Genomic DNA, 22746 nt, shown 5'->3' with positions numbered 1-22746 from the left:
AGTTTTGCTGCGCGGTTATGTGGTCCGCGGGATCTCTATTTCCCGCGGAATACTGCCGAGCGACGTTCCACGAAGGACTGGATGCCTTCTTTCATGTCTTCGCTGCTGAAGACGCGATCCTTGATCTTGGGAATGTAATCGATCGCAGCTTTTTCACCGGCCTCGATGTATTTCAGCGCGGCTTCCTTGGTCACCTGAATGCCGATCGGCGCGTTCCTGGCGATCAGATTCGCGATCTCCATCGCGCGACCTATCTGCTGGCCGGGAGCGACGACTTCCTGAACAAATCCGATCTTGTAAGCCCGCGCTGCGTTGAACTCGTCGCACAGGAACAAATGATACATCGCATCTCCCCAGCCAGCCCGCGTCAAATACCGGAAGTGCGCACCACCAAGGGGCGCGATCCCGCGCTTGGATTCCATCTGGCAGAACCGTGCGTCGTCGGCCGCGACGACGATGTCGCCAGCCAGCATCATTTCGATGCCGATCGTAAAACAGATCCCCTGCACTGCCGTCACAATCGGCTTGCGACAACGGCTTTTCAGCGCGAACGCGTCGACGTTTCCGGGCTTGATCTCGGTATTCTCGGCCTTGGGTCCAAAGAATTTCGGCATATCCAGCCCGGCTGTGAAATCAGGGCCTTCGGCGCAGAGTACCCCGACCCAGTAATCGTCCGTTCGGTCGAGAAGCGTCATCGCGTCCGACATCTGGGCCATCATCTGCGGACTGAAGGAGTTCTTCTTCGCCACATTGTCGATGATGATCTTGAACACATGCCCGTGCACCTCGGTGCGGATCTGGCCGACATGGGTTCTGGTGTCGTTCATTTGTTGCCTCCGAATTGTTTCCAGGGGACTGTGCAACGACACGCAGGCTCCGATCGACTGGCGTGCAGCTAATTATTCCCTGCCAGCCAGCTTGGAACGGTCGCCGAAGCACTGGCTACAGAAAATTTGGATTAGACCTTATTCAGTGGCGATGCGCCCTGCTTCGAACCTTTCATCGCTCTACTCAGCTCAGCGCCGCGAACGCGGTCCGCTCGAAAGCCATCAGTTCTTCCGTCCGGCCGTCACGCACCTTTAGTAGCCACTGCGGATCCTGAAGCAGCGCCCGGCCCACCGCGACGAGATCGAACTCCTCGCGATCGAGGCGGCGGATCAACTCGTCGAGGGACGCCGGACGGGAACTCTCGCCGCCGTATGCGGCGATGAATTCGCCGGTCAGACCGACCGACCCGACCGAAATCGTCGGCACGCCCGTCACCTTCTTGGCCCATCCGGCGAAATTCAAATCGGAGCCCTCGAACTCCGGCTCCCAGAAGCGCCGTTGCGAGCAATGCAGAATGTCGACTCCCGCGTCGACCAGAGGTTTGAGCCAGGCTTCCAATGCGCGAGGCGTATCGGCCAGCTTCACTTCAAAGTTCTGCTGCTTCCATTGGCTGATGCGGAGCACTATCGGAAAATCCGTTCCGACCGCCTTGCGCACCGCGTGGACGATATCAGCGGCAAACCTGGCCCGGCCGGGCAGGTCCTTGCCACCGTAAGCATCCTCGCGGCGATTGGTGCCCTCCCAGAAGAACTGATCGATCAGATAGCCGTGCGCGCCATGCAATTCGACGGCATCGAATCCCAGGCGCTTCGCCGCAAGCGCCGCATCGGCAAAAGCGCGAATGGCGTCAGCGATGGCCTCTTCGCTCATCGGCTCGCCGAACTTCTTCTCCGGTCGCGACAGGCCGGACGGACTGTCGTAGGCGCCGGGAGGAGACCAATTCTCGGCGCGCGTGCGAACGGCTCCGACATGCCATAACTGCGGCGCCATCAGGCCACCCGCGGCGTGCACCTCGTCAACCACACGCCGCCACGCTGCCAATTCCTTATCGCCATGAAAGCGGGGAACATTCGGATCGTTCAGGGATGCCGGACGATCCACGCCCGTCCCCTCCGATATGATGAACCCAACCGCCCCTTCGGCACGGCGCCGATAGTACCGCGCGACGTCTTCGGTCGGAATTCCGCCCGGAGAGAATGAGCGCGTCATCGGAGCCATTACGACCCGGTTCGGCAAGTTAAGCCCTTTCAGCTGGAAAGGCCGGAAAAGTGCGTCGCTGGACATTCGCCCTTCCTTGGTCAGTTGGTCGCTCTGCGGGCTCCGATCACACGCATCGCTGGTTCAAAAGGCAAGCTCACTTTTCCTCGGCGCTGAGAACCTTCCCGAATTGATCCCACGTGCTGCCGTTCCAGCGCTGCAGCTGCAGCTGCGTGTACGCCATACTGCTTTCCGGCCCGGTGTTGACCGTAACACCCGGTATGAGCGTGGGGAGTGACAGCCCGCGGATGCTCCGCGATTGCTTGACGATATTCTCCCGCGAGAGATCGTCACCGCACTGCTTGAGCACCTGCTCCAGAATCTGTCCCTGCTGCGTCCCGAACAGATAATTGGCATCACCGATGTCCGCGCCAGGCAGGTATTTCGCGAAATGCTCACGGTACCATTTGATGCCAGGGTCGTCGGCCCACTTCTTGTCGTTCGGATCCTTAGTGATCGTTGCTGCGATGATGCCCACAGCCTTTTCCGGTCCCGCGGGAACGATGGTTGAAGAGACCGAGCTCGAAACGAAATTGATCAGGAACAGAGGCTTCCAACCAACCTCATCGGCCTTCTTGATAGCCTGAGCCGCGAACTTCGGCGTGCCGGCAACCAGGAACGCCTCTGCGCCAGACGATTTCAACTTCACCACGTGGGAATCGATCGTCGGCTCGGTCACTTCATAGGAGGACGATACAACTTTCTTGTCGAAGTCGTCTTTCAGATAGCCTTTGAATGCATTGAGGAAGTCCTTACCCAAATCGTCGTTCTGATACAGAATCGCAATCTTGGCGCCCGGCCGGGCCTGGGTGATGTATTTCGCATAGATTCGCCCTTCCGTGTCATAGCTGGGCAGGCCCGTGGTGGTCATCGGAAATTCAGCGAAATTCGTGAACTTGGTGACGCCGCTTACGACAAACAGATGCGGCACTTTCTTCGCGTTGACGTATTTGATGGTGGCGCCGATGCCGGGCGTACCGAGCGGGCCGAACAGGAGGGCCACTTCATCGCTTTCGACGAGTTTCCTGGTCTGCTCCACCGTTTTGGGAGGGCTGTAAGCATCATCGTAAGTAATGAGATTGATCTTGCGGCCGTTGATGCCACCGCGCTCGTTGATCGAATTGACGTACGCGATCAGACCCTTCCCGGTATTGCTGAGCGGCGACGCGGGACCGCTGAACGGAAACGTAGCTCCCACCTTCACTTCGGCGCTGGTGACGCCGGGTGTTTCCGCACGCGCGTGCGCGCCGACAATCGTCACGCCGATCGCGGCCGCCAGTATAGACTTCCTGAACATCGGCTTCTCCCTTGTGCGGCGACGGGCGTCGCTCATCATTCGTTGAATTTCCGTGCGGCCTCACGACCGACTCCTGGTATGACTTCGTTCCAATCCTTGCAGTGCATCGGTCAGCCCGCGGCTGCGGCGCTGGACGCCTGCGCCGCCCGTTCGATCGCCAGCTCTCGCAGCTTGTGTTTGAGTATCTTGCCAGTGGAGGCTGACGGCAGAGCGTCGAGCACGATCAATTCGGTCGGACGCTTGTACGAAGTGAGCTGTTGGGCTGCGTACGCCTTCAGGTCTTCGGCGCTGACACTGGCGCCGGAGAGAAGTGCAACGAACGCGACGACCTCCTCGTTGCCATCAACCGGTCGTCCCACCACAGCCGATTGGACGACTTGGTCGTGCGCGTTCAGCACCGCCTCCACCTCGGCGGGATAAACGTTGAAGCCGGAGCGGATGATGAGTTCTTTGGTTCGGCCGGCGATGTAGAGATGGCCCTCGCCGTTCACTCGGGCGAGATCCCCTGTGTTGAACCATCCCTGGTCATCGATCGCCGCGGCCGTCTGCTCGGGAGAGCGATAGTAGCCAAGCATCACGTTAGGACCTCGGACGTGCAGCTCGCCCACTTCGCCGGTCGCCACCTTCTTGCCCTGCCTGTCCACGATCCGGTGCTCAATACCGGGAAGAAAGGGGCCGACCGACTCGTCCGAGACGGGATGTTCTGAACGGACACCCGACAGGCCCGGCGAACATTCGGTTATGCCGTAATTATTCAATAGCGGGATCCCGAATTCGTCCTCGATCCGCTTCTTCAGGTCGAGGTCGAGCGGCGCGCCGGCGACGGCTATGGTCCGCAGCTTGCCTCGCTCGAGTCGCTGGATACGCTTGACCGCCTTGTGTTCGAGCAGACGCTGATATGTGGCGGGAACACCGAACAGGCTCGTAATTCCCTCCTCGGCTATGGAATGGGCCAGCGCGGCGGGATCGGCCTTGGCCACAACGTACAAGGTAGCGCCGTGCATCAGCGTGGCGATCAGCAGGATCGAATACCCGACGATGTGGGACATCGGCAGCACGCCGTAGATGCGGTCGGCGGGGCCGCTTTGGCGAAGAACTCCTGAAGTCCTTGCGGTAAAGAGCAGGTTGCGGTGGCTCAGCATGACTCCCTTCGGAGCACCGGTCGTGCCCGAAGTGTAGAGAAGGCCCGCGACCTGGCGGGCGCCATCCTTTTCGACGGGCTCCGCTTGCGCATCCGCATTGAGCGGACCAATCCCGATTCCACCGAATGGCCCCACAGCGTTGATTCTAGCTCCGACGCGGCTCGCGTGATCGGCCGCTTCCTTCGAAAGCGCCGAGTTGAACAGCACGCGTCTTGCCCCGCTGTGAGTCCCGATCAGGTCGATTTCCCTGGCCGAGAGGCGAGGATTAACCGCAATGCCCCAGGCATCGAGCTTGCTCGCCGCGAATAGCATCACCCCCAAGGCCACGCTGTTCTCGCTCGCAATCATCACGCGATCGCCAGGCCTGATCCCCAAATTGGAAAGATCCTTCGCCGCGGCGTCGACAGCTTCCGAGAACTGCCGGTAGCTCCACGAACGTCCGCCTTCCACGAACGCCGGATGATCCGGGATGTCCCGCACGAACGGCGCGTAGACCTCGTGCACCCTGGACGGCAGGCCGTCCAGCAGCTCGGCCGCAGTGAGTTCGTCCACGCTCCTCATGCCATCCTCCTCACGCCTTGTTTTCGGGGGTGCTGCGTGGCCTCCCCTTCAAACGGGCAAGTCCGCTCCTTCACTTCCGTTCAGCCGCTTAAGTAAATAGTTCTAAAATAGAACTGTCAAGCCGGATGGACGTATGGCATTTTGGAAGCGGGGCTGACTACCATCTCACGCGCTCAATTCCTATTTGGAATTGAATATCTGAGACGCAGGTTATTCGGAGAAATCAGGGGGATAAGACTAACTTAGGGAAGTGCGTTGCCCGTTGGCACGCGCAGTCGCGATATCAGCGCTCGTCAGAGTCAGCTAATCCCACGCGAATGCTCGCTTCGCGTGCGCAGGTTGGAGAAGCTTGGCACAGGCATCGTTGTCTAGCGACTCGCAATCATCGCGTCATTGCTATGCCACTGCGGCATTGATCGCCAAGTGAACACTGGCTGAAGCTGGCAACTCGTCGTACGACGCCAGCTCATTGGGCGCCGTACGGTGAAACGTCTCGGCTGCTCGGGCATCCACAGCACAAAGTCCCCAGGCATCACTCAACCTACGTTACAGGGAGCATGCGTTTGGCTGACGATCTTCAGCGGCGTAGTGAGGCTGAGAGACGCCTTCGATTAAACCTCCATGCTGCTTGCCCCAACTCCGAAGCGAAAGCAGTACAGGCGCCAGGCTCTGCCCGAAGGGGGAGATTTCATATTCCACCTTCGGAGGAATCTGTGGATAGGCATGGCGCACGATCACGCCATCGGCCTCCAACTCGCGCAATTGAAGGGTCAGTATCCTCTGCGTGGCGTTAGGAATGGCTCGGGACAGTTCCATGAACCGCTTCTTGCCAGCGAAGAGATGAAACAGGATCAGTGGCTTCCACATGCCGCCAATCACGGACAGTGTCACTCCGACCGCACATCCGCTCTTCGCGTCAAACCGTCTTGTACGCATAGACACCTCCAAAAATGGTCGCATCTGCCATAATTATGCGCTCTGCGGCATGCAGGACACGAATTCGGGTCGGCGGAGCCTAAGCTGCGGTCACAGTCGCTCGGTCGACGTCTTTGGACGTTGCCGTCGATGCCATTTGAACTGACGTCCGGATTTATATCACATGACGATCCTAATACAACAGATCTCGCAGCGTCCCGTAAGACAGCAGCGTGATCTCGGCAGGGAACTCGCTGACAGCGAGCGCCAGTGCGACAGCACGGATAAGCCTCGGCATGGCCGGCAGCCTGCCCGCGCTTCGGGGCAGTACGTCGCCATGTCAGGCCCGCTGTCATATCCGCCAAGGGCCCGGCTCCCCGCTTTGGCCGTCGGGTACGTCCATAAATGATAGTAGCCGCTTTAATTGTGCCTTCTTGCGATCAAGCGACGTGACCTTAGGTCCGTGGACAACGCAACACTGACCCAGGATATGACGATGACGTTCAAGGCACTGCTGGCAGCAAAGACAGACGGTAAGATTACGACCAGCGTGGTCGAAATGAACGAGCAAGATCTCATGCCTGGCGACGTTACGGTCGCCGTCGATTATTCGACCGTGAACTACAAGGATGCGCTGGCCATTACCGGGCGCACGGAGGTCATTCGCCAGTTCCCCCTCATTCCCGGCATCGATCGGAGGGCCGCAGCCCGGGCAGCCTCGCCTGGGCTGGCCTCGCTGGAACGGTGGAGGCATCCTCCTATCCCGGCATCGCAGTCGGAGACCACGTCGTCGCCAACAGCTGGGGGTTAAGTCAGACCCATCACGGTGGATATGCCCAGAGGGCACGGCTGAAAGGCGAATGGTTGGTCAAGATTCCGGCGCCATTTTCGACAAAGGACGCTATGGCAATCGGCACAGCCGGTTACACCGCGATGCTGTCGGTTCTCGCTCTCGAACATGGCGGAATCACACCGCAGCGTGGCGACATCCTCGTAACCGGCGCCAACGGCGGCGTCGGGTCAATCGCGATCGCCCTCCTCGCCGATCTCGGCTATCGCGTCGTTGCATCTACTGGACGGCTTGAGGAAGCCGATTATCTGCGAAGTCTCGGCGCGACCGACGTCATTGATCGACGAACGCTTTCGGAGCCTGGAGCGCCTATCGCGCGCGAGCGCTGGGCTGGCGCTGTCGACTCCGTCGGCAGTCATACGCTGGTGAACGTGCTGGCGCAGACGCAGTACCGCGGCGTGGTGACGGCCTGCGGACTGGCCCAGGGTGTGGATCTTCCCGGAACGGTTCTGCCGTTCATCCTGCGCAATGTCACCCTGGCAGGTATCGACTCGGTGAATGCTCCGCAGGAGGCGCGAATCGAGGCGTGGTCGCGTTTGGCTCGCGACCTGGACCTGAGCAAGCTCGCCCGAACGATGCAGGTGGTCGGCCTTGCGGAGGTTCCCGATGTCGTGCGCCAAATGTTCGCGGGGAAGGTTCAGGGCCGCACCGTCGTCGACGTGAATGCGTAAATGTTGCGAGCGGGCTGTTGGCGACACCTCGATGAAAATCAGACCACGCGGCAACAAGACAACAAGACAACAATAAATCCCACCCCTAGGAGCGTCGGAATGTGTACTTTGAAACAATCAGGCGTTCTCGCGCTCACCTTGGCTGCTGCACTCACCTGTCGGCTTATGGAGAAATGTCGATGACGTGAGCGGCAAACCGAGACCACTTATCCGCGTTACGGAATCGAATGGCACCCTGCAGGGCAAGATTGAAAAGGTGTTCTGCGCGCCGTCCGAAGACCGAAATCCGAAATGTGAAAAATGCGAAGGCGCGCTCAAGGATGTGCCGGTAATCGGCTTGGTGATCCTAAGCGGCCTGAAGAAGAAAGGCGCCGAATATACCGCCGGCAAAATCCTCGATCCGGACAACGGTAAGGTCTACAGCAGCAAAATCCAGCTGACCGACGGCGGCGAGAAGCTCAACATGCGCGGCTACATTGGCGTGTCAATGCTGGGTCGTTCGCAGATTTGGGAACGCCAGGAATAAAGGAGCGAAGCTCGGCAGGAAAACTACTCGATGCAGAGAAACCCATGGAAGAGGAAACATCATGAAGGCATTCATCGTCGATCGACACAAGAAGAGCGCTCTGCGGCTTGGCGAGATGCCGGAGCCGGCACTGCGGGATGACGATGTTCTGATCGAGGTCCACGCTTCCGGGCTCAATCTTCTGGATTCGAAGATCCGGGATTCGAATCAGAGCATGTCTCGCCGGGAATTCGTTGCGTCGGCTGCGGCCTCGGCCACCACCGCGCTCGCAGCAACGCTTCCCGCGGCCCTGCCGGCATCCGCTTTCGCTCAAGAGACGCCCAGGGTGAACACCGGCGCCGGCACGCCCCCCCGGTCGCCCCTGGTCAAGCTGGACAAGCGCACCCCGCAGCTCTGGCAGGTCACGATCGCCAACCCGCCGTTCAATCTGGTGGTGCCAGAGATGGTCTCGGCCCTGCATTCGGTAGTCAAGGACATGGATCGCGACCCCGAGGTCAAGGTCATCGTGTTCAGGAGCGAGCTCGAAGGGTACTTCATCAATCATTTCGATCTGAGCAAGGCCCGGGATTTCCCAGTCGAGCCAAGCGATCCACCGCTGCCGACCTGGGTCGATCTGGTGCTGCGGCTGAGCAAGTCACCGGTCATCAGCATTGCCAGCATCCGGGGCAGGACACGGGGCGGCGGAAACGAATTTTCGCTCGCATGCGACCTGCGCTACGCGAGTGCCGAGAAAGCGCTATTCGGCCAACCCGAGGTGGGAGTAGGCATCGTGCCTGGCGGGGGCGGGAGCGAAAGGCTACCGCGGCTCGTCGGGCGAGATCGCGCGCTGGAGGTCATCCTGAGCAGCCAAGACTACGCCGCTGACGATGCCGAGCGGTTTGGGATGGTGACTCGTGCGCTACGGGATAACGAACTCGACCCGTTCGTGGAGGCGCTGGCGGCCCGCTTGTCCGGCTTCGACAAACAATCGCTGGCAGGCGCGAAGGCCCAGGTCAATCGCGCGACGTTGCCGGCCGACTCGTACTTCCTGGCCTCCTATGCGGAATACAGCCAGTCACTTGCATGGCCCGGCTTCCAGGCCCGCCGCCCGAGATTGGCGAAGCTTGTCGGCGAACACGGACGCGAAGACTTCGAACTTCGACTTGGCCACTATCTGGGCCAGGCGAACTGAATGCGGGACAGGGCGGGACATCCGGGACGATCCTGCCTTCTCCCTGAGGAATGAACGTCATGTTCGAAGACCATTCCTGCCCCTCGTCTACGCCGCTCTTCAACTTCACTCCCTAATCGCTGAGCGCCCTTTCGGCCGCTCGCGGATCCGGATGGGTGAGGAAGATTCAACGGCCGCAACCACGAACTGATGGACTTCAAACGCGAAGACATGCGGTGCTGAGGTGCCAGGAGAGAGGCACCACCCTTGTACCTCGTCGCGCTTTCCCCATGCAGCAAGGAAATCGAAATCCGTTGATCGAACTTGGTCAGTGGCCACCTCACCATGTCGTCAGCGCCTGGACCGGCCTGTGGCCGAAACGCCACGCAGAGAATGTTGACGCTTCAGCTGCGCGAATTGGAGGCCGATGGCGTCATCATGCGCCACGCGTATCCGCAGATTCCGCCGAAGGCGGAATATGAAATCTCTCCCTTCGGTCAGAGCCTCGGCCCCATTCTACTCTCGCTTCGGAAGTGGGGCCAACACTACGGAGATTCGATCGAAGGCACTGCTCTGCAGCACCAAACACCTGACGTTCGGCCGTCAAATGCGTGCGCTCACACCTGAAAGCGCAGCCAAGGCCGACATTTCGGTTCGCCGACACGCCCGCGCGCCTTGGCTGCACGGTGATGGACGTCGGCGAGCATCGCAAACTCGAAAGCCTTGCTCAGGCGTAGTTGCGCGCCGCCACCAGTGTTAATCACCACTTCTCGACCCACGGCCGGAGCACGACTTCGAACGCCCAGGTCGACCGATGCTGCCGGTGAAGCTGAAGATAGGTTTTCGCGATATGGACGGGGTCGGCCATGTTGTCGTCGACCGTTGTTCCCGCCAGCCGGTGAGCGCGGGTCCCGTCCTCCTGGGTCCAGCCGATCGCGGCGTCGATCGGCACATTCGCGACGTGGATACCCTGCGGCATCAGTTCTCTTGCCATGCTTTGCGCGAGTCCGGACTTGGCGTGACACGCCATTGCAAAGGCGCCACTTGACGGGAAGCCCTTGAGCGCCGCGCTGGCGTTCGTGAAGACGATCGTTCCTCTCGCGCCGTTGGCGTCGGGTTCGTTTCCGAGCATGAGCCGAGCTGCCTGTTGACCGACCAGAAACGCAGAAAACGCCGAGTTTCGAAGGGTTTCGAGCGCCATGGCCGGGTCGGCTTCGATAACGCTCTTGCGAAAAATGCCGGGAACCCGGCCATCGATGTTGTGCACGACTAGCCTTGGGGTCCCGACGTCTCGAACAACATTTCCGAACAGCTGCGCCACGGCTGCCGGCTCACTGGCATCGCAGGCATATCGTCGCACGCCATGCGTCTTCTCAAGGGTCTCAAGGACCGCCTTGTCCGGATTCCGGGCAGCGACGCAGACACGCATGCCGTTTTCCGCGAACAGCCGGGCGCAACTCGAGCTGATGCCGGGGCCACCGCCGACAATGAGTGCGACGTCCTGTATGGAAGGTTGGGTGTCGCGCTTGGATTCAGTCATGATGCTTCCTCGGATGCGTTTTGCGAACGGCCAGCGTCGTGGCATCGCAACTCAGGCCGCGTCATTAGGGGACCTACTGTTTCACTGCAATGACGACCTTGCCCTTTGCGCGCCCGGTCTCGACGTAGGTCAGCGCATCTCCAGTCTTCTCAAACGGAAAGACCTTATCCACGACCGGACGGATCACGCCGGCTTCGATCAGCGACGTGATTTCGCTCAGCTGCTGTCCCTGCGCACGCATGAGCAGGAACGAGAAGCGCACACCCAGGCTTTTGGCTTGCTTCCGCACACCACGGCTCAGGAGGCGTATCACCAGCTTCAGGAACAGGTTCATCCCAAGCTCCTTGGCGAATTCGGGATCCGGCGGCCCCGAAATCGAAATGAGGAGGCCACCCGGCTTGAGCACGCGCAGGGATTTTTCGAGCGTCTTGGCGTCCTGGCTGTGCAAGACCAGATCGTAGCCCGACAAAACCTTCTCGAAATCCTGCGTCTTGTAGTCGATGACAATGTCCGCGCCGAGACTCTTGACCAGCTCGACATTTTTCGTGCTCGTCGTCGTCGCAACTATCGCGCCGAGATACTTGGCAAGCTGGATGGCAAAAGTCCCCACACCACCGGAGCCGGCCTGAATGAAGACCTTCTGCCCGGGCTTCAGCTTGGCCACCTCTACCAGAGCCTGCCAGGCGGTCAGCCCCACGAGCGGAATGGACGCGGCTTCTTCCATGCTGATGTTTTTGGGCTTCAGCGCCACGTCGGCTTCATTGATGGCAATGAATTCCGCGAATGTTCCGACCCGATGATCGCGCGGCCGTGAATAGACCTCGTCGCCCGCCTTGAATCGCCTGACCTTGGGACCAACCCTGGTGACGATCCCCGCCACATCGTGACCGAGAACGAAAGGCGGACGATACGACAGGAAGCTTTTGAATTCTCCGTCCCTGATCTTGGAGTCCAGAACGTTCACACCGGTTGCGTGAACTCGAACCATGACATCATCGTCGCGCACCTCCGGCTCTTGCACTTTGGCCAAGCGCAGAGCGCCCTTCTTTTTGTACTTGTCGACAACGAATGCCTTCATGGCGTCTTCTCCAATCTGAAATATGTCGCGGCGTCAGGCGCCGAGGAAGGACAGGGCCTTCGGCACAAAAACGGCGTGGTTCTGAAAAATCCCGCCATGCCCGGCATCTTCGTAGATGACCAGTTCTGCGCCCGGGATACGGCGCGCCATATCGATGCTGTTTTCGGTCGGCACCATGATATCGTTCTCGCCATTCGCGATCAGCACCGGAACGCGGATGCTGCCGAGATCCTGAGGCGCCTGTCGGCCCCAAGCGGTGATCGCCTTCACCTGCCGCCAGAAAGCGCTGGGCGTAGGTCCTTTGTCCCGGCCTGCCTTGCGCTCTTTCAGCCGTTCCAGGAAGGCTGCCGCCGCTTGCCGGCCGTTGGTCGTGGACGTGAAGAACAGATAGAATTTTGGATCCCGCAGCGTCAGAAATCCTTTGATCATCAAAGGCCAGGATACCGGCCACACCTTGTCGATACCTGTGCCGCCCGCCGGGCCCGTGCCAGCCAGAATGAGCTTTCGCACCAGCTCCGGTGCCTTCAGCGTGATATCCTGCGCCACAAATCCGCCGAGGGAAAAGCCGACCAGATCGACTTTTTCGAAGCCCAGCGCGCGGATCAGGGCAATCGCATCTCGCGCCATTTCATCGATGGTCACAGGCGCTGTTCCGCCCGATGCACCGATACCCCGGTAATTGGTCGCGATCACGCGATGCTTGCTGGCGAGACCATCGACAATCCGCGGATCGAAATTGTCCAGAACAGCGCCCCAATGATTAAGAAGAATGAGCGGCACGCCGCTCCGAGGGCCGATGTCGCGGTAGACGAAAGATGTCCCCCCGACATTTATCGAGAGCGTGGGTGCATCTATGTAGCGCGTCCCCCGTCCGATGTTAGTAACAGAACTAGCCATGGCTTTCTCCAGTGTCCGGCTCGGACCGAAAATTCCAAGATGGACGGGATATTCGGCCGGATGGCACAACTCCCTCTTTGCGCGCCAGTACATGTGCTGAATTACGCCAGCCCGAACTGCGACCGCAGAATCTTGTCGAACAGGGCCCGAGGACACCCCGCGTAGGCGACCTGCCGCGCGGCCTTGCCACACGACGAGCCGGCGAAGACCGTTGTCTTCTTGCGCTCCGGCGCACTCAAACCCGGCATTATTTTACCTCTCAGCTATAAAACAGCCCACTTTCCTCATTTTTTTATGACGATCGTCATCTTATGTGTTAGATGATGATCGTCATGAAAAAAGTCAAGCGGAGTTTTTACGAATCTGAGATCGCTCGGCCGTGGTCAGGACCAACAGGCGCAGGTCCTGCGACCAACGGAGTGAGAAAACGATGAGGGTGTCGCGAGAGAAGGCGCTCGAGAACCGCGAGCACATCATCGGGACTGCGGCGCGCCTGCTGCGCGAGCATGGTTTCGAGGGGATCGGCGTTGCCGACATCATGAAAGCTGCCGGCCTGACCCATGGCGGCTTCTATCGCAACTTCGCTTCAAAGGATGATCTGGCGGTCAAGGCCAGCGAACGTGCGATCGCGGACACGACAGCGTTGCTGAAGGATGGACTGGCCCAACAGCCCAAAGATCCGTTTCGCGAACTCATCGAACGCTATGTGTCATCGGCCCATCGCGACGATCCAGGGTCCGGGTGCATTCTGCCGGCATTGGCCGTGGACGCCGCGCGGAGCGACGACCCTGCGCTCCGCGCTGTCTTCATCACGGCGATTCAAAACTATCTCGAACAGATTGGGAAACTGTCGTCCGCGAACCCGAGGGCCACCGGCAGCAGACATCCCGCGGCTATCCTCTCGGAAATGATCGGCGCTGTCATATTGTCTCGGGTGATTGCGGATGCCCCTCTGGCGGAATCGCTGATGGCCGCCGTGGTGACGGATATTGCCGGACCATCCCCGAAAAACAAATCGGCTGACGGGTGACTTCAGCGTTTGGTCTCACCTGAAATTAGGAGCGCGTTTCTCGATGAAGGCCCGCACGGCTTCGGCATGCTGCGCGGTGCTCGCTGCGAGGACCATCTTCTCGGCCTCGTGGTCCAATGACGTCAGGAAGTCAGCCGACAAAGCAAGGTCGAGATTATCCTTGATGGAGGCAAACGCACTCCCCGGACCGTTCGCCAACGTCCTCGCGATCTCAAATGCTTCGCTCTGCAGGTTGACATCAGGCACCACGCGATTTACCAGCCCCAGCGCTTCGCAGCGGCGTGCGTCGATCCGTTCGGACAAAAACATCAGTTCGCGGGCACGCGCCGTCCCGGCCGCCCGGGTCAATAGCCACGAAATTCCGTAATCACCGGTGAGCGCAATCCTGGTATAACCAGTCGTCATGATGGTGGATTCGGCTGCAATACGAATGTCGCAGGCGAGCGCGATCGCAAGCCCAGCGCCAGCCGCCGGTCCCGGCAGGGCCGCGATGGTGGGTTTACGCACCGAGACAAGCACGCCGGTCAATGTCCGCTGACGCTCCTTCAGTCGCGCAACCTTGTCGCTGATTGACATCGCCGGTGCGGCCGAACTACCGCCCATCCCCTTGACGTCGCCACCCGAACAGAAAGCAGTGCCTGCACCAGTAATCAGCAGTGCGCCGACGTCCGGATCGTCCCCATTCTGCTTGATCATTCGGCGCAACGCCGGCGTGAGCTGGTCGGACAGCGAATTTCGCGCCTCGGGCCGATTCAAGGTGATTACGGCAACGCGATCCCGAATCGCGCACAGCAGTTCGTCCGTCCCTGTATCAATCGAGATTGACTCATCCGTCATGGTTCTGACCTTTCAGGTCCAGCGTCTGCGGCGCTCTTAGATGAGTAAGCGCGTTACTCGACTGTAACCGCGTTCTGTCACCAGTTTTCGCGGAATGGCCGCAATTCCGCGAGGAATGACCAGGCCGATCGGTCCTGACTGTAGAGATGATACAGTTCGTCGGCGATGGCGACAGGCTTGATGAAGAATTCATCCGGTTTGTCGCTCATCCGCGCTCGCATCCGGGGCGTATCGATCACGGCGTCGATGAGGACATAGGCGACGTGGACGCCGAGAGGTCCCATGTCACGTGCGATCGACTCGGCCAATATACGCTGCGCCGCCTTTGTCGGAGCGAAGCCGGCGAAATTGGCCTTCCCCCGGATCGAAGACGTGTTGCCGGTCACCAGGATCGCGCCCTTGCCGCGATCGATCATGTCAGGAGCCACTTCGCGGGCCAGGTACAACAAGCCCATTACGTTGACCTCGAAATTGCCCTTCAGCATCTTCGGATCGATCTCGCGAAAGCTTCCCCAGCCTCCTCCGACCGCGTTGTGGATGAGAACCTCGGCGGCTCCAAAACGGCGCTTTACGTCATTAACGACGGTCCGCACCTGGCTCTCGTCGGACACGTCGCAGGTTACCGCGTGCACATCGGGAAGCTCTTGCGCAAGGCGGTTGATGAGTTCCGCTGAACGGGCAAGCGCAATGATACGAAATCCGCCTGCAGAGAACCGCTTGACGATGGCCGCTCCCGTGCCCGGCCCTACTCCGGTCACGATCGCGACTGGTTTATCGGTCATTTTAGCGCTCCCTTCGAGCTATTGTCCGGCCGCTCTCATGTGAATTCGCTCGGATTGCGATTGATAGGTGGCAGCCTCGTGCGCGGACACCAGGGCCAGACGGACCGCTACGTTCTTGTGGTAGGGCGTGCCCGCAATGGGATCGCGGTTGCCGCTTTCCGTGAGCAGATTGATGCGTGGCCCGTTGATCAGGCGCTCTCCGTCCAACGTCGGGTATGCCTGACCGTAACCGTGCGGCAGCGCCAGCTGGCCATTCCGCATGGCATCGTCGACCTTGCAGCGGACAACGAGCCGTCCGACCACCGACTCGACGGCGATCCAGTCACCATCCTCTGCGCCCAACTCGCTCAGGTCGCTCGAATTGATCAACATGGCGCCGTCCGGATCCTCGCGCCGCCACGCGGGATCGCGAAAGATCTGGTTGGCATTGAACATGCGGCGGCCACCTGCCGCCAACATGAACGGAAACTCCTTTGGCGCGCCCGCTGCTTGCGGATCGAGCCGCGCCAGCCATTCCAGCATCTGCGGGACCACCAGCCGAACCTTGCGGTCCGAATGGCTGATCAATGACCAGACCTCGTCATAGTCGTGCCGGGTAACGGCCGTGCCTTGCCGGGTGGCAACGATCGTGTCGAACAGGAGATCGCCGAGCTGGTGATCCGCCTCCTCGTCCGACGCGCCGATCGCCCGCCGCACCGCTTGCGGCGATCGCTTCGCGCAAGCCAGCGCCGCCCCCCACAAGGGTGCCGCTGCCGCCGTGCCGTCCGGAAGCGTCTGTCCCAGCGTATGGTAGAGCACCAGGGCAGGAACTGCGCCGGGGTTTTCCGCGATGAAAGCACGAAAGGCGACGGCGAACTCTGCTCGCGAACGCCGCGCCGTCTCCCGCAGGGGCGCGAGCACATTGTCCCCTGGTAGAAGCCCAAGGGCGATGGCAAGCCGCGTGTAGATCTCAGGCTCCGGCAAGGTGCCGGCGAGCGGCGGCAACACACCGGCACGAACATGAAAATAGTTCGTCGGAAATTCGAAGTTGAACAGGGTGAATTCAGTTTTCTCGAACTGAGAGGACGCCGGGAGAACGTAATGCGCGAGCTGTGCGGTTTCGGTCATCGCAACGTCGACCACAACGCATAGGTCCAGCGAGCGCAGCGCGCGTTCCACGGCCTGGGTGTTTGCGGCCGTGTTGGCGGGATTGGAACTGTCGATCCAGGCGCATCGCAACCGGTCGGGATGGTCCGTGAGCACCGCTTCGGGGAAAATGTTGGGCGGCAACAGGCCCCCAATAATCGCGTCGCCGGTCGGTGCGAATGTCTGGTTCGGAGAATTGCCCCATAGCGGTTGAAGCCAGCTATGCAATTGGTTAGTACCTTTACGGCCGAAATTGCCGGAAAGCATGATCAGAAGCTTTTCGAGATAGGAGTTGAGCGTCGAGTTGATGCCTTGCTGGATGCCGAGCTCGACCCGCACCACCATGGCCCTCGCCGCTGCGATCATCGCGGCGCAGCGCTCCAGATCCGCGATCGAGATATCGGCAGCGGCAGCCCATTCTTCAACGGGGATATCTAATAGCGCCTGCCTCACTTCCGCGAATCCGATCGTGTGCTCCTCAATGAAGGCATGATCGATCCGGTCGGACCGGACAAGCGTGGCCAGCAGCGCGCCTAGGAGAAACGAGTCCGCGCCGGGACGAACCGCGAGATGCAGATCCGCCATTTCGGCGGTTTCGGTTCGCCTGGGATCAATGACGATCAGCTTGCGTGCGGGATCCTTGCGGATTTGATTGAGATGATCGCGCGCATTGGGGAAGCCGTGCGCAATCCAGGGATTTGCACCGATGACAAGCAAGAGATCGCAATGATGGACGTCCTCGGCGGTGTGGCACGTCTGGCTGCCGAACATGTGGCCATTGACCCAGAAGTCGCCGGTTTTTTCCTGCGAAAGGGCATTGAAGACGCTGCGCGAACCCAGTGCGCGCAACAATCCGCTGGCATAGGCGCCGCCGGCGTGGTTGCCCTGCCCGCCACCGCCGTAAAGGGCAATAGTCTTGCCGCCATATCTGTCGACGATGTCTCGCAGCCGATCTGCGATTTCTGCGATCGCCACGTCCCACTCGATTGCATCGAAGCCGCCGTCGGCGCGACGACGCAGCGGAGTCGTAAGCCGATCCTTGTCATTCGCATAATATGGAATCCGGGTCGCCTTGTTGCACAGGTAGCCCTGTGATTTCGGGCTCGAACGGTCGCCCCGTACTTTCTCGAGGCGCCCCTCGTTGACCAGGACTTCGATCCCGCAATTGATGTAACACAGGTTGCAGGCCGTCTTGAGCCATTTGCCGGCCGTCATTTTGACCTCCCTTGTTATGATTTTTCGCAGCGCGTCGCCTTTGTTGTTCTTCGTTGCGGCTTCCGAGTCCGGCCGCCTGCGGTCTTGCGTCCGGCATCGAGGATGCGGTCGGAAAGTTTCCCCGCGCCGACGGCACGCGACAGCACGATCGATCCCACCATGGTTGCGATAGCGCCTGTCGCGATTTGGCGGGCCTGTCCAGGTGGCTCACCGGGAAGCAACTCGACAAGGGCGTCGATCATCCTCTCCAGTTTGGAAGCCAGGGCCTGCTGCTCGCTCGGGCTCGATCGCGCGACATCGACGGCCAGGGTTGGAAGCGCGCAACCGTGTTTGGGATTGTCGCGATGCCGGGGACTAAGATAATCGGCGATCAACGCCTCGAAACGTTCCCCGTCGGCCTTCCCGTTCGCCAGTTTTCTCCATCGTCCAGTCGTTTGGTCCATCGCAAAGGCGATCGCCTCGCTGACAAGCGCGGCACGCGACTCGAAATGGTTATAGAAGCCGCCGTGGGTCAGACCCGCGAGCTTCATCAAGTCGACAACACTGAGCCCTTCCGCGCCTTTTTGGCGCAAGCCGTAGGAAGCATTTTCAACGATTCGATCGTGGGTTTGACGCCTGTGGTCTTCTACGTATCGCATCGCCACTCCGTGCAAGGTCCTAAGGTGATCGGCTGCACAACCCGTCCCCATCCCCTCGAAGCAATTCTGGAACCGCGCTTCCTTGAAGTTCACGGCAACATTTCATTGCAATGCTGCCTATCTTATATGACTATCATCATATAACAACACCTATCAACAGGAGAGTTCGCCATGGCCACCGCTTCCGACCCCGTCGTCATCCTTTCTGCCGCCCGCACGCCGCTCGGCCGCTTCATGGGCGAGTTGTCGCCTCTCAGCGCCCACAAGCTCGGCTCCCACGTGATCGGCGCGGCGCTGGAACGGGCCAAGCTGGCGCCCGAGCGGATCGATGAGGTTTTCATGGGCAACGTCTTGCCGGCCGGACAAGGCCAGGCGCCGGCACGCCAGGCCGCCCGCGGCGCCAAACTGCCGGATGCCACCGGCGCCACCACCGTCAACAAGGTCTGCGGCTCCGGCATGAAGGCGACCATGCTGGCTCACGACATCATCAATGCGGGCTCGGCCTCGATCGTACTGTCGGGCGGCATGGAGAGCATGAGCAATGCGCCCTATCTGCTGGCCAAGGCACGCGGCGGTTACCGCGCCGGCCATGACCGGATCATCGATCACATGATGATGGACGGGCTGGAGGACGCCTATGAGACCGGCCGCTCGATGGGCGATTTCGGTGAGGCCACCGCGGAAGCCTATCAATTCACCCGGAAGGATCAGGACACCTACTCGATGGAGACTTTGACCCGCGCCCGCAAGGCGGTCGAGGGTGGCGCATTCAAAGCCGAGATCGCGCCGATCACACTGACCGAAAAGACCGGGCCGCGGATCATCGCCAATGACGAGCACCCGCTCAAGGTCGATCCCGCCAAGATCCCCGGGCTGAAAGCCGCGTTCCGCGCCAACGGCACCATCACGCCGGCCGCCTCCTCGGCGAATGCCGACGGCGCCGCGGCGCTCATTCTCGCAAAGCGCTCGCTCGCGGATCGCGACGGCCTCCCCGTACTGGCCGAGATCAAGGGCCATGCCACCCACAGCCAGGAGCCGCAATGGTTCACTACCGCGCCGATCCCGGCCATTCGCAAGCTGCTGGACAAGCTCGGGTGGAGCGTCGGCGATGTCGATCTGTTCGAGATCAACGAAGCCTTCGCCGTGGTAGCGATGGCCGCGCAGAAGGACCTCGGCATCCCCCGCGAGAAGCTGAACGTCAATGGCGGCGCCTGCGCGCTCGGTCATCCGATTGGTGCCACCGGCGCGCGCCTGATCGTGACGCTGCTGCATGCGCTGGAGGCGCAGAACCTCAAACGCGGCGTTGCGGCCCTTTGCATCGGTGGCGGTGAAGCCACCGCCATCGCGATCGAGCGCGTCGTCCGCAGGTAGCACGGCCGAACCGACCAGAAAGGGCTCGGCGAGCGGCGCGAACCGCGTCACTTGCCGCCTTGTAACCTGCCTATCCCGATCAGCGCGAAAGTTCCCATGGCTGGCCAGTGCCAAACGACCAAAAGCGTGCCGAGGGACGTTCCCGTCTCCAGCGGCCTGGCGATCGCAGTTCTTTCCGTCCTGGCCGCCATGGGAACGCTCGCGACCAATATCTTGCTGCCGTCGCTGCCACAAATTGCGATCTCATTGAATGTGACCAGCGCAGCGGTTACATCCGCCATCACCGTCTTTCTTGCGGTGTTCGGGATAGGCCAGCTCCTGGTCGGACCGCTTTCGGATCGCTACGGAAGACGCTGGCCAGTCCTGATCGGATTTGTTGTGTTCATCGGCGGCAGCGTCTGGTGCGGTTTGGCAACAGATCTACCAAATCTTCTGGCCGGCCGCATCGTGCAGGCTGCTGGCGCTTGCGCGACGTCAGTGTTGTCTCGCGCCATCGCCCGCGACATGTTCAGTGGGCCGGCATTGGCGCGCGCGATGGCGCTGATCATGATCGTGATGTCCGCAGCCCCCGGATTCTCGCCTCTGCTTGGCGGCGCACTCGATCACAGTTTTGGCTGGCGCTCCGAATTCGCTCTCGTCGCTGCCTTTGCCGCAGTTGGCGCGATTGCCTACGGCATTGTCCTCGGCGAAACCCACAAGTCGATCCGCACTCCGCTCAACCTGGTCGCAATCGCCAGGACCTATGCTGGCCTGATTGGCGATCGTCGTTTCGCGATCCCGGCTGCAACCTCGAGCCTGATCCTAGGCGGCTTGTTCTCCATGTTTTCGGCTGCGCCGCGCCTGTTCATTGAAGCGATGCACTTCACGCCGATCCAGCTCGGCCTCTTCTTCGCCGGCACCGTCTTTATCGTATTCGCCGCGGGCATGCTGGCGACGAAATTGGCGCCACGCTACGGGCTCGATCGCCCAATCCGGGCGGGACTGTGGGCGACGGCCGCGAGCAGCGTTGCGATCCTGCTCATCTCGAAGATCAGCCCGACTTTCTTGCCGTTTCTGGGCGCGATGTGCGTCTTCCTCCTCGGCATGGGCGTTGTCAGTCCACTGGCTACCGCCCGCGCGCTCTCTCCATTCGGGGAGAAAGCCGGCGCGGCCTCGGCACTGCTGGGCTTCTGGCAGATGATGAACGCCGCAATCGGCGTATGGCTTGCTGCCACGGTGTCGCATGAAGCAATGTTGGCGCTGGGCGTCGTGCTGAGCGGGTTTTCACTGCTGGCGCTTGGTCTGTACGCGCGGGGTCTGAGGTCACCTGCTCCCCATTAGGAGCCATGGAACTCCGGTTTGCTGCTGCCTGGCGGGCGCGGCATCTCAAACATGTTCTCCGTCTTGACCTCGAGGTAATCACCACCACGGCCGGCGCGCAGTATGGGACGTGCAAGTGCAGTGTTGTAGACGCCGTCCTCGATCAAAGACTTGTCGATGTATACTGCGACGACCTCGCCGAGTACGAACCATCCTTCGACCTTCTCACCGCGCGCATTCGCCAACTGAGAGACCTCGACGACCTTGCATTCCATCGCGGCCCTGCTCTCGCCTACCCGCGGCACCGCTACGTGGCGCCCGGGGATTGGCGTCAGCCCTGCTGTTTCGAACTCGCTCACGCCGTGATCGAGCGGCGTCGCCGTCACGTTCATGCGCTCGCCCAGATCCATCGTAACTAGATTCCAAACAAATTCGCGGGTCTCGCTGATGTTCTTGACGGTGTCCTTCCACGAAATTGAGGAGAACCCGATTATCGGAGGGTCGTAGAGGAACGCGTTGAAGAAGCTGTATGGAGCGAGGTTCAGTTGACCAGCCGCATTGCGTGACGAAATCCAACCAATTGGACGCGGCGCGACAATCGCGTTGAATGGATTATGTCGGAGCCCGTGGCCCTTCGAAGGCTCGTAGTAGTGGAAGTCGGCCAGATGCATGAATTCCCCCCGGCAGTGATATTTTGCTCGGAAAGCTCACGCGATCGCCCGAGCGGCAACCGGCCTCTGCCCGGCATCATCGAGGAAGCCAGTCAGACGCTGACGGATGATACGTTCGGCATCCACCATGATGCGGTCGATCAGTTCTTTGACCGTGGGAATGTCGTGAATGAGGCCCGCGACCATGCCGCAACTCCAGGCGCCAGCGTCCATGTCGCCGTCGATCATCACCTTGGGATAAACACCCGCCACCTGATCGTGGATATCCTCGATCTTGAGTTGCTTGCCCTTGGCTCGTTCGATTTCGAGCAACTGCTCAACGCCCTTGTTGTTCAGAACGCGCTCGGTATTCCGGAGCCCGCGCATCACCAGACGGGTGTCGAGTTCCGTTGCCTTCACCAGCGCATCCTTGACGTTCTGGTGTACCGGCGCTTCCTTGGTAGCGATAAAACGCGTTCCCATGTTCATGCCGGCGGCGCCCATCGCCAGCGCCGCGACCAGGCTGCGCGCGTCCGCCATACCGCCGGAGGCAACGAACGGTATCTTCAGTTCCTCGGCCGCACGCGGCAGCAGGATCATGTTGGGCATGTCGTCTTCGCCGGGATGGCCGCCACATTCGAACCCGTCGACGCTAACGGCGTCGCAGCCGATCTGCTCGGCTTTCAGCGAGTGGCGAACCGAAGTGCATTTGTGGATGACCTTGATGCCTGCCGCCTTCAAGGCAGGCATGTACTGCTCGGGGCTACGCCCTGCGGTTTCGACGATCCTGATGCCGCCTTCCCTGATGGCTGCAATGTATTCCGGATAGGGAGGTGCGCTGAAGGTCGGCAGAAAGGTCAGATTCACGCCGAATGGCTTATCGGTCATTTCGTGACAGCGAGCGATCTCCTTTGCGAGAAGTTCAGGCGTTCTTTGCGTCAATCCAGTGATGAGACCGAGGCCGCCAGCATTGGACACGGCCGCCGCCATTTCAGCAAAGCCCACAAAATGCATTCCGCCCTGGATGATGGGGTGTTCGATGCCGAACAATTCAGTAATTGCTGTCTTCACAAGGAGCTCCTGTTTA

The 22746-nt window shown here is 60.5% G+C and carries 21 protein-coding genes and 1 pseudogene; 7 read left to right on the top strand and 15 right to left on the bottom strand.

Translation table 11 applies throughout. The features are described 5' to 3' along the window. Window positions 1-35: 35 nt before the first annotated feature. The 5 genes from JQ609_RS25705 to JQ609_RS25685 form a co-directional block, all read right to left on the bottom strand. Entirely contained in the window at window positions 36-827 is a 792-nt protein-coding gene (locus JQ609_RS25705; protein WP_212275626.1) for a crotonase/enoyl-CoA hydratase family protein, read from the bottom strand. 184 nt (window positions 828-1011) lie between these two features. Further along, window positions 1012-2112, bottom strand: a complete 1101-nt coding sequence (locus JQ609_RS25700) for an NADH:flavin oxidoreductase (RefSeq protein ID WP_212275624.1) — start codon at window positions 2110-2112, stop codon at window positions 1012-1014. Between the two features lie 70 nt (window positions 2113-2182). Then, window positions 2183-3382 carry an ABC transporter substrate-binding protein gene (locus JQ609_RS25695; RefSeq protein ID WP_212275646.1) on the bottom strand — a complete coding sequence of 400 codons (1200 nt, stop codon included), beginning with the start codon at window positions 3380-3382 and terminating at the stop codon, window positions 2183-2185. Window positions 3383-3492: 110 nt separating this feature from the next. Then, a complete protein-coding gene (locus tag JQ609_RS25690; protein ID WP_212275622.1) occupies window positions 3493-5085 on the bottom strand; it encodes a class I adenylate-forming enzyme family protein in 1593 nt (530 codons plus the stop codon). Between the two features lie 546 nt (window positions 5086-5631). Next, a complete protein-coding gene (locus tag JQ609_RS25685; protein ID WP_312014895.1) occupies window positions 5632-5976 on the bottom strand; it encodes a helix-turn-helix domain-containing protein in 345 nt (114 codons plus the stop codon). A gap of 520 nt (window positions 5977-6496) precedes the next feature. On the opposite strand from JQ609_RS25685, the pseudogene JQ609_RS25680 reads away from it, so the two are divergent. From JQ609_RS25680 to JQ609_RS25665, 4 genes and pseudogenes are all read left to right on the top strand, one after another. After that, a pseudogene (locus tag JQ609_RS25680) lies at window positions 6497-7521 on the top strand (MDR family oxidoreductase). 142 nt (window positions 7522-7663) lie between these two features. Beyond that, window positions 7664-8047, top strand: a complete 384-nt coding sequence (locus JQ609_RS25675) for a DUF2147 domain-containing protein (protein WP_212275645.1) — start codon at window positions 7664-7666, stop codon at window positions 8045-8047. Between the two features lie 61 nt (window positions 8048-8108). Continuing rightward, window positions 8109-9218, top strand: a complete 1110-nt coding sequence (locus tag JQ609_RS25670; RefSeq protein ID WP_212275618.1) for an enoyl-CoA hydratase/isomerase family protein — start codon at window positions 8109-8111, stop codon at window positions 9216-9218. A 324-nt stretch (window positions 9219-9542) separates the two neighbouring features. Then, the gene (locus tag JQ609_RS25665; RefSeq protein ID WP_212275615.1) at window positions 9543-9824 is read left to right on the top strand and encodes a winged helix-turn-helix transcriptional regulator; all 282 of its coding nucleotides are present in this window, start codon (window positions 9543-9545) and stop codon (window positions 9822-9824) included. A gap of 133 nt (window positions 9825-9957) precedes the next feature. On the opposite strand, the gene JQ609_RS25660 is transcribed toward JQ609_RS25665, so the two are convergent. The 4 genes from JQ609_RS25660 to JQ609_RS25645 all read right to left on the bottom strand — a co-directional run bounded on the left by JQ609_RS25660 (window position 9958) and on the right by JQ609_RS25645 (window position 12960). Beyond that, window positions 9958-10737: an SDR family oxidoreductase gene (locus tag JQ609_RS25660; protein WP_212275614.1), complete on the bottom strand. Its 780-nt coding sequence runs from the start codon at window positions 10735-10737 to the stop codon at window positions 9958-9960. Between the two features lie 73 nt (window positions 10738-10810). After that, window positions 10811-11815 carry an NADP-dependent oxidoreductase gene (locus tag JQ609_RS25655; protein ID WP_212275612.1) on the bottom strand — a complete coding sequence of 335 codons (1005 nt, stop codon included), beginning with the start codon at window positions 11813-11815 and terminating at the stop codon, window positions 10811-10813. A 33-nt stretch (window positions 11816-11848) separates the two neighbouring features. Further along, window positions 11849-12712, bottom strand: coding sequence for an alpha/beta fold hydrolase (locus tag JQ609_RS25650; protein ID WP_212209127.1), 864 nt, complete (start codon window positions 12710-12712; stop codon window positions 11849-11851). 101 nt (window positions 12713-12813) lie between these two features. Then, window positions 12814-12960: a hypothetical protein gene (locus JQ609_RS25645; protein WP_212209053.1), complete on the bottom strand. Its 147-nt coding sequence runs from the start codon at window positions 12958-12960 to the stop codon at window positions 12814-12816. Window positions 12961-13142: 182 nt separating this feature from the next. Between JQ609_RS25645 and JQ609_RS25640 the strand changes: the two genes are divergently transcribed. Further along, window positions 13143-13742 (top strand): TetR/AcrR family transcriptional regulator, encoded by a 600-nt coding sequence (locus JQ609_RS25640; protein WP_212275611.1) that lies wholly within the window; start codon window positions 13143-13145, stop codon window positions 13740-13742. Window positions 13743-13757: 15 nt separating this feature from the next. Here the strand turns inward: JQ609_RS25640 and JQ609_RS25635 are convergent, their stop codons facing one another. The 4 genes from JQ609_RS25635 to JQ609_RS25620 form a co-directional block, all read right to left on the bottom strand. Next, window positions 13758-14579, bottom strand: a complete 822-nt coding sequence (locus JQ609_RS25635) for an enoyl-CoA hydratase-related protein (RefSeq protein ID WP_212275609.1) — start codon at window positions 14577-14579, stop codon at window positions 13758-13760. Between the two features lie 77 nt (window positions 14580-14656). Further along, the gene (locus tag JQ609_RS25630; protein ID WP_212209050.1) at window positions 14657-15361 is read right to left on the bottom strand and encodes an SDR family NAD(P)-dependent oxidoreductase; all 705 of its coding nucleotides are present in this window, start codon (window positions 15359-15361) and stop codon (window positions 14657-14659) included. 18 nt (window positions 15362-15379) lie between these two features. Continuing rightward, window positions 15380-17701: a molybdopterin-dependent oxidoreductase gene (locus JQ609_RS25625; protein ID WP_212275608.1), complete on the bottom strand. Its 2322-nt coding sequence runs from the start codon at window positions 17699-17701 to the stop codon at window positions 15380-15382. A 14-nt stretch (window positions 17702-17715) separates the two neighbouring features. Further along, window positions 17716-18432 (bottom strand): TetR/AcrR family transcriptional regulator, encoded by a 717-nt coding sequence (locus tag JQ609_RS25620; protein WP_312014893.1) that lies wholly within the window; start codon window positions 18430-18432, stop codon window positions 17716-17718. Window positions 18433-18510: 78 nt separating this feature from the next. Between JQ609_RS25620 and JQ609_RS25615 the strand changes: the two genes are divergently transcribed. Both JQ609_RS25615 and JQ609_RS25610 read left to right on the top strand, forming a co-directional pair. Further along, window positions 18511-19710, top strand: a complete 1200-nt coding sequence (locus JQ609_RS25615; RefSeq protein WP_212275606.1) for an acetyl-CoA C-acyltransferase — start codon at window positions 18511-18513, stop codon at window positions 19708-19710. 96 nt (window positions 19711-19806) lie between these two features. Beyond that, a complete protein-coding gene (locus tag JQ609_RS25610; RefSeq protein ID WP_212275604.1) occupies window positions 19807-21030 on the top strand; it encodes a multidrug effflux MFS transporter in 1224 nt (407 codons plus the stop codon). Here the strand turns inward: JQ609_RS25610 and JQ609_RS25605 are convergent. Together JQ609_RS25605 and JQ609_RS25600 are read right to left on the bottom strand one after the other, a co-directional pair. After that, window positions 21027-21680, bottom strand: coding sequence for a flavin reductase family protein (locus JQ609_RS25605; RefSeq protein WP_212275601.1), 654 nt, complete (start codon window positions 21678-21680; stop codon window positions 21027-21029). The two genes, JQ609_RS25610 and JQ609_RS25605, sit on opposite strands and share 4 nt — an antisense overlap. Window positions 21681-21716: 36 nt before the next feature. Next, on the bottom strand, window positions 21717-22730 hold the full coding sequence (locus tag JQ609_RS25600; protein WP_212209045.1) for a nitronate monooxygenase family protein: 1014 nt from the start codon (window positions 22728-22730) through the stop codon (window positions 21717-21719). Window positions 22731-22746: the final 16 nt, after the last annotated feature.

It is taken from the genome of Bradyrhizobium sp. AUGA SZCCT0169, assembly GCF_018130085.1.
In the GTDB taxonomy this organism is placed as follows: Bacteria; Pseudomonadota; Alphaproteobacteria; order Rhizobiales; family Xanthobacteraceae; genus Bradyrhizobium.
This window is presented reverse-complemented; position numbering and strand designations above follow the sequence as displayed.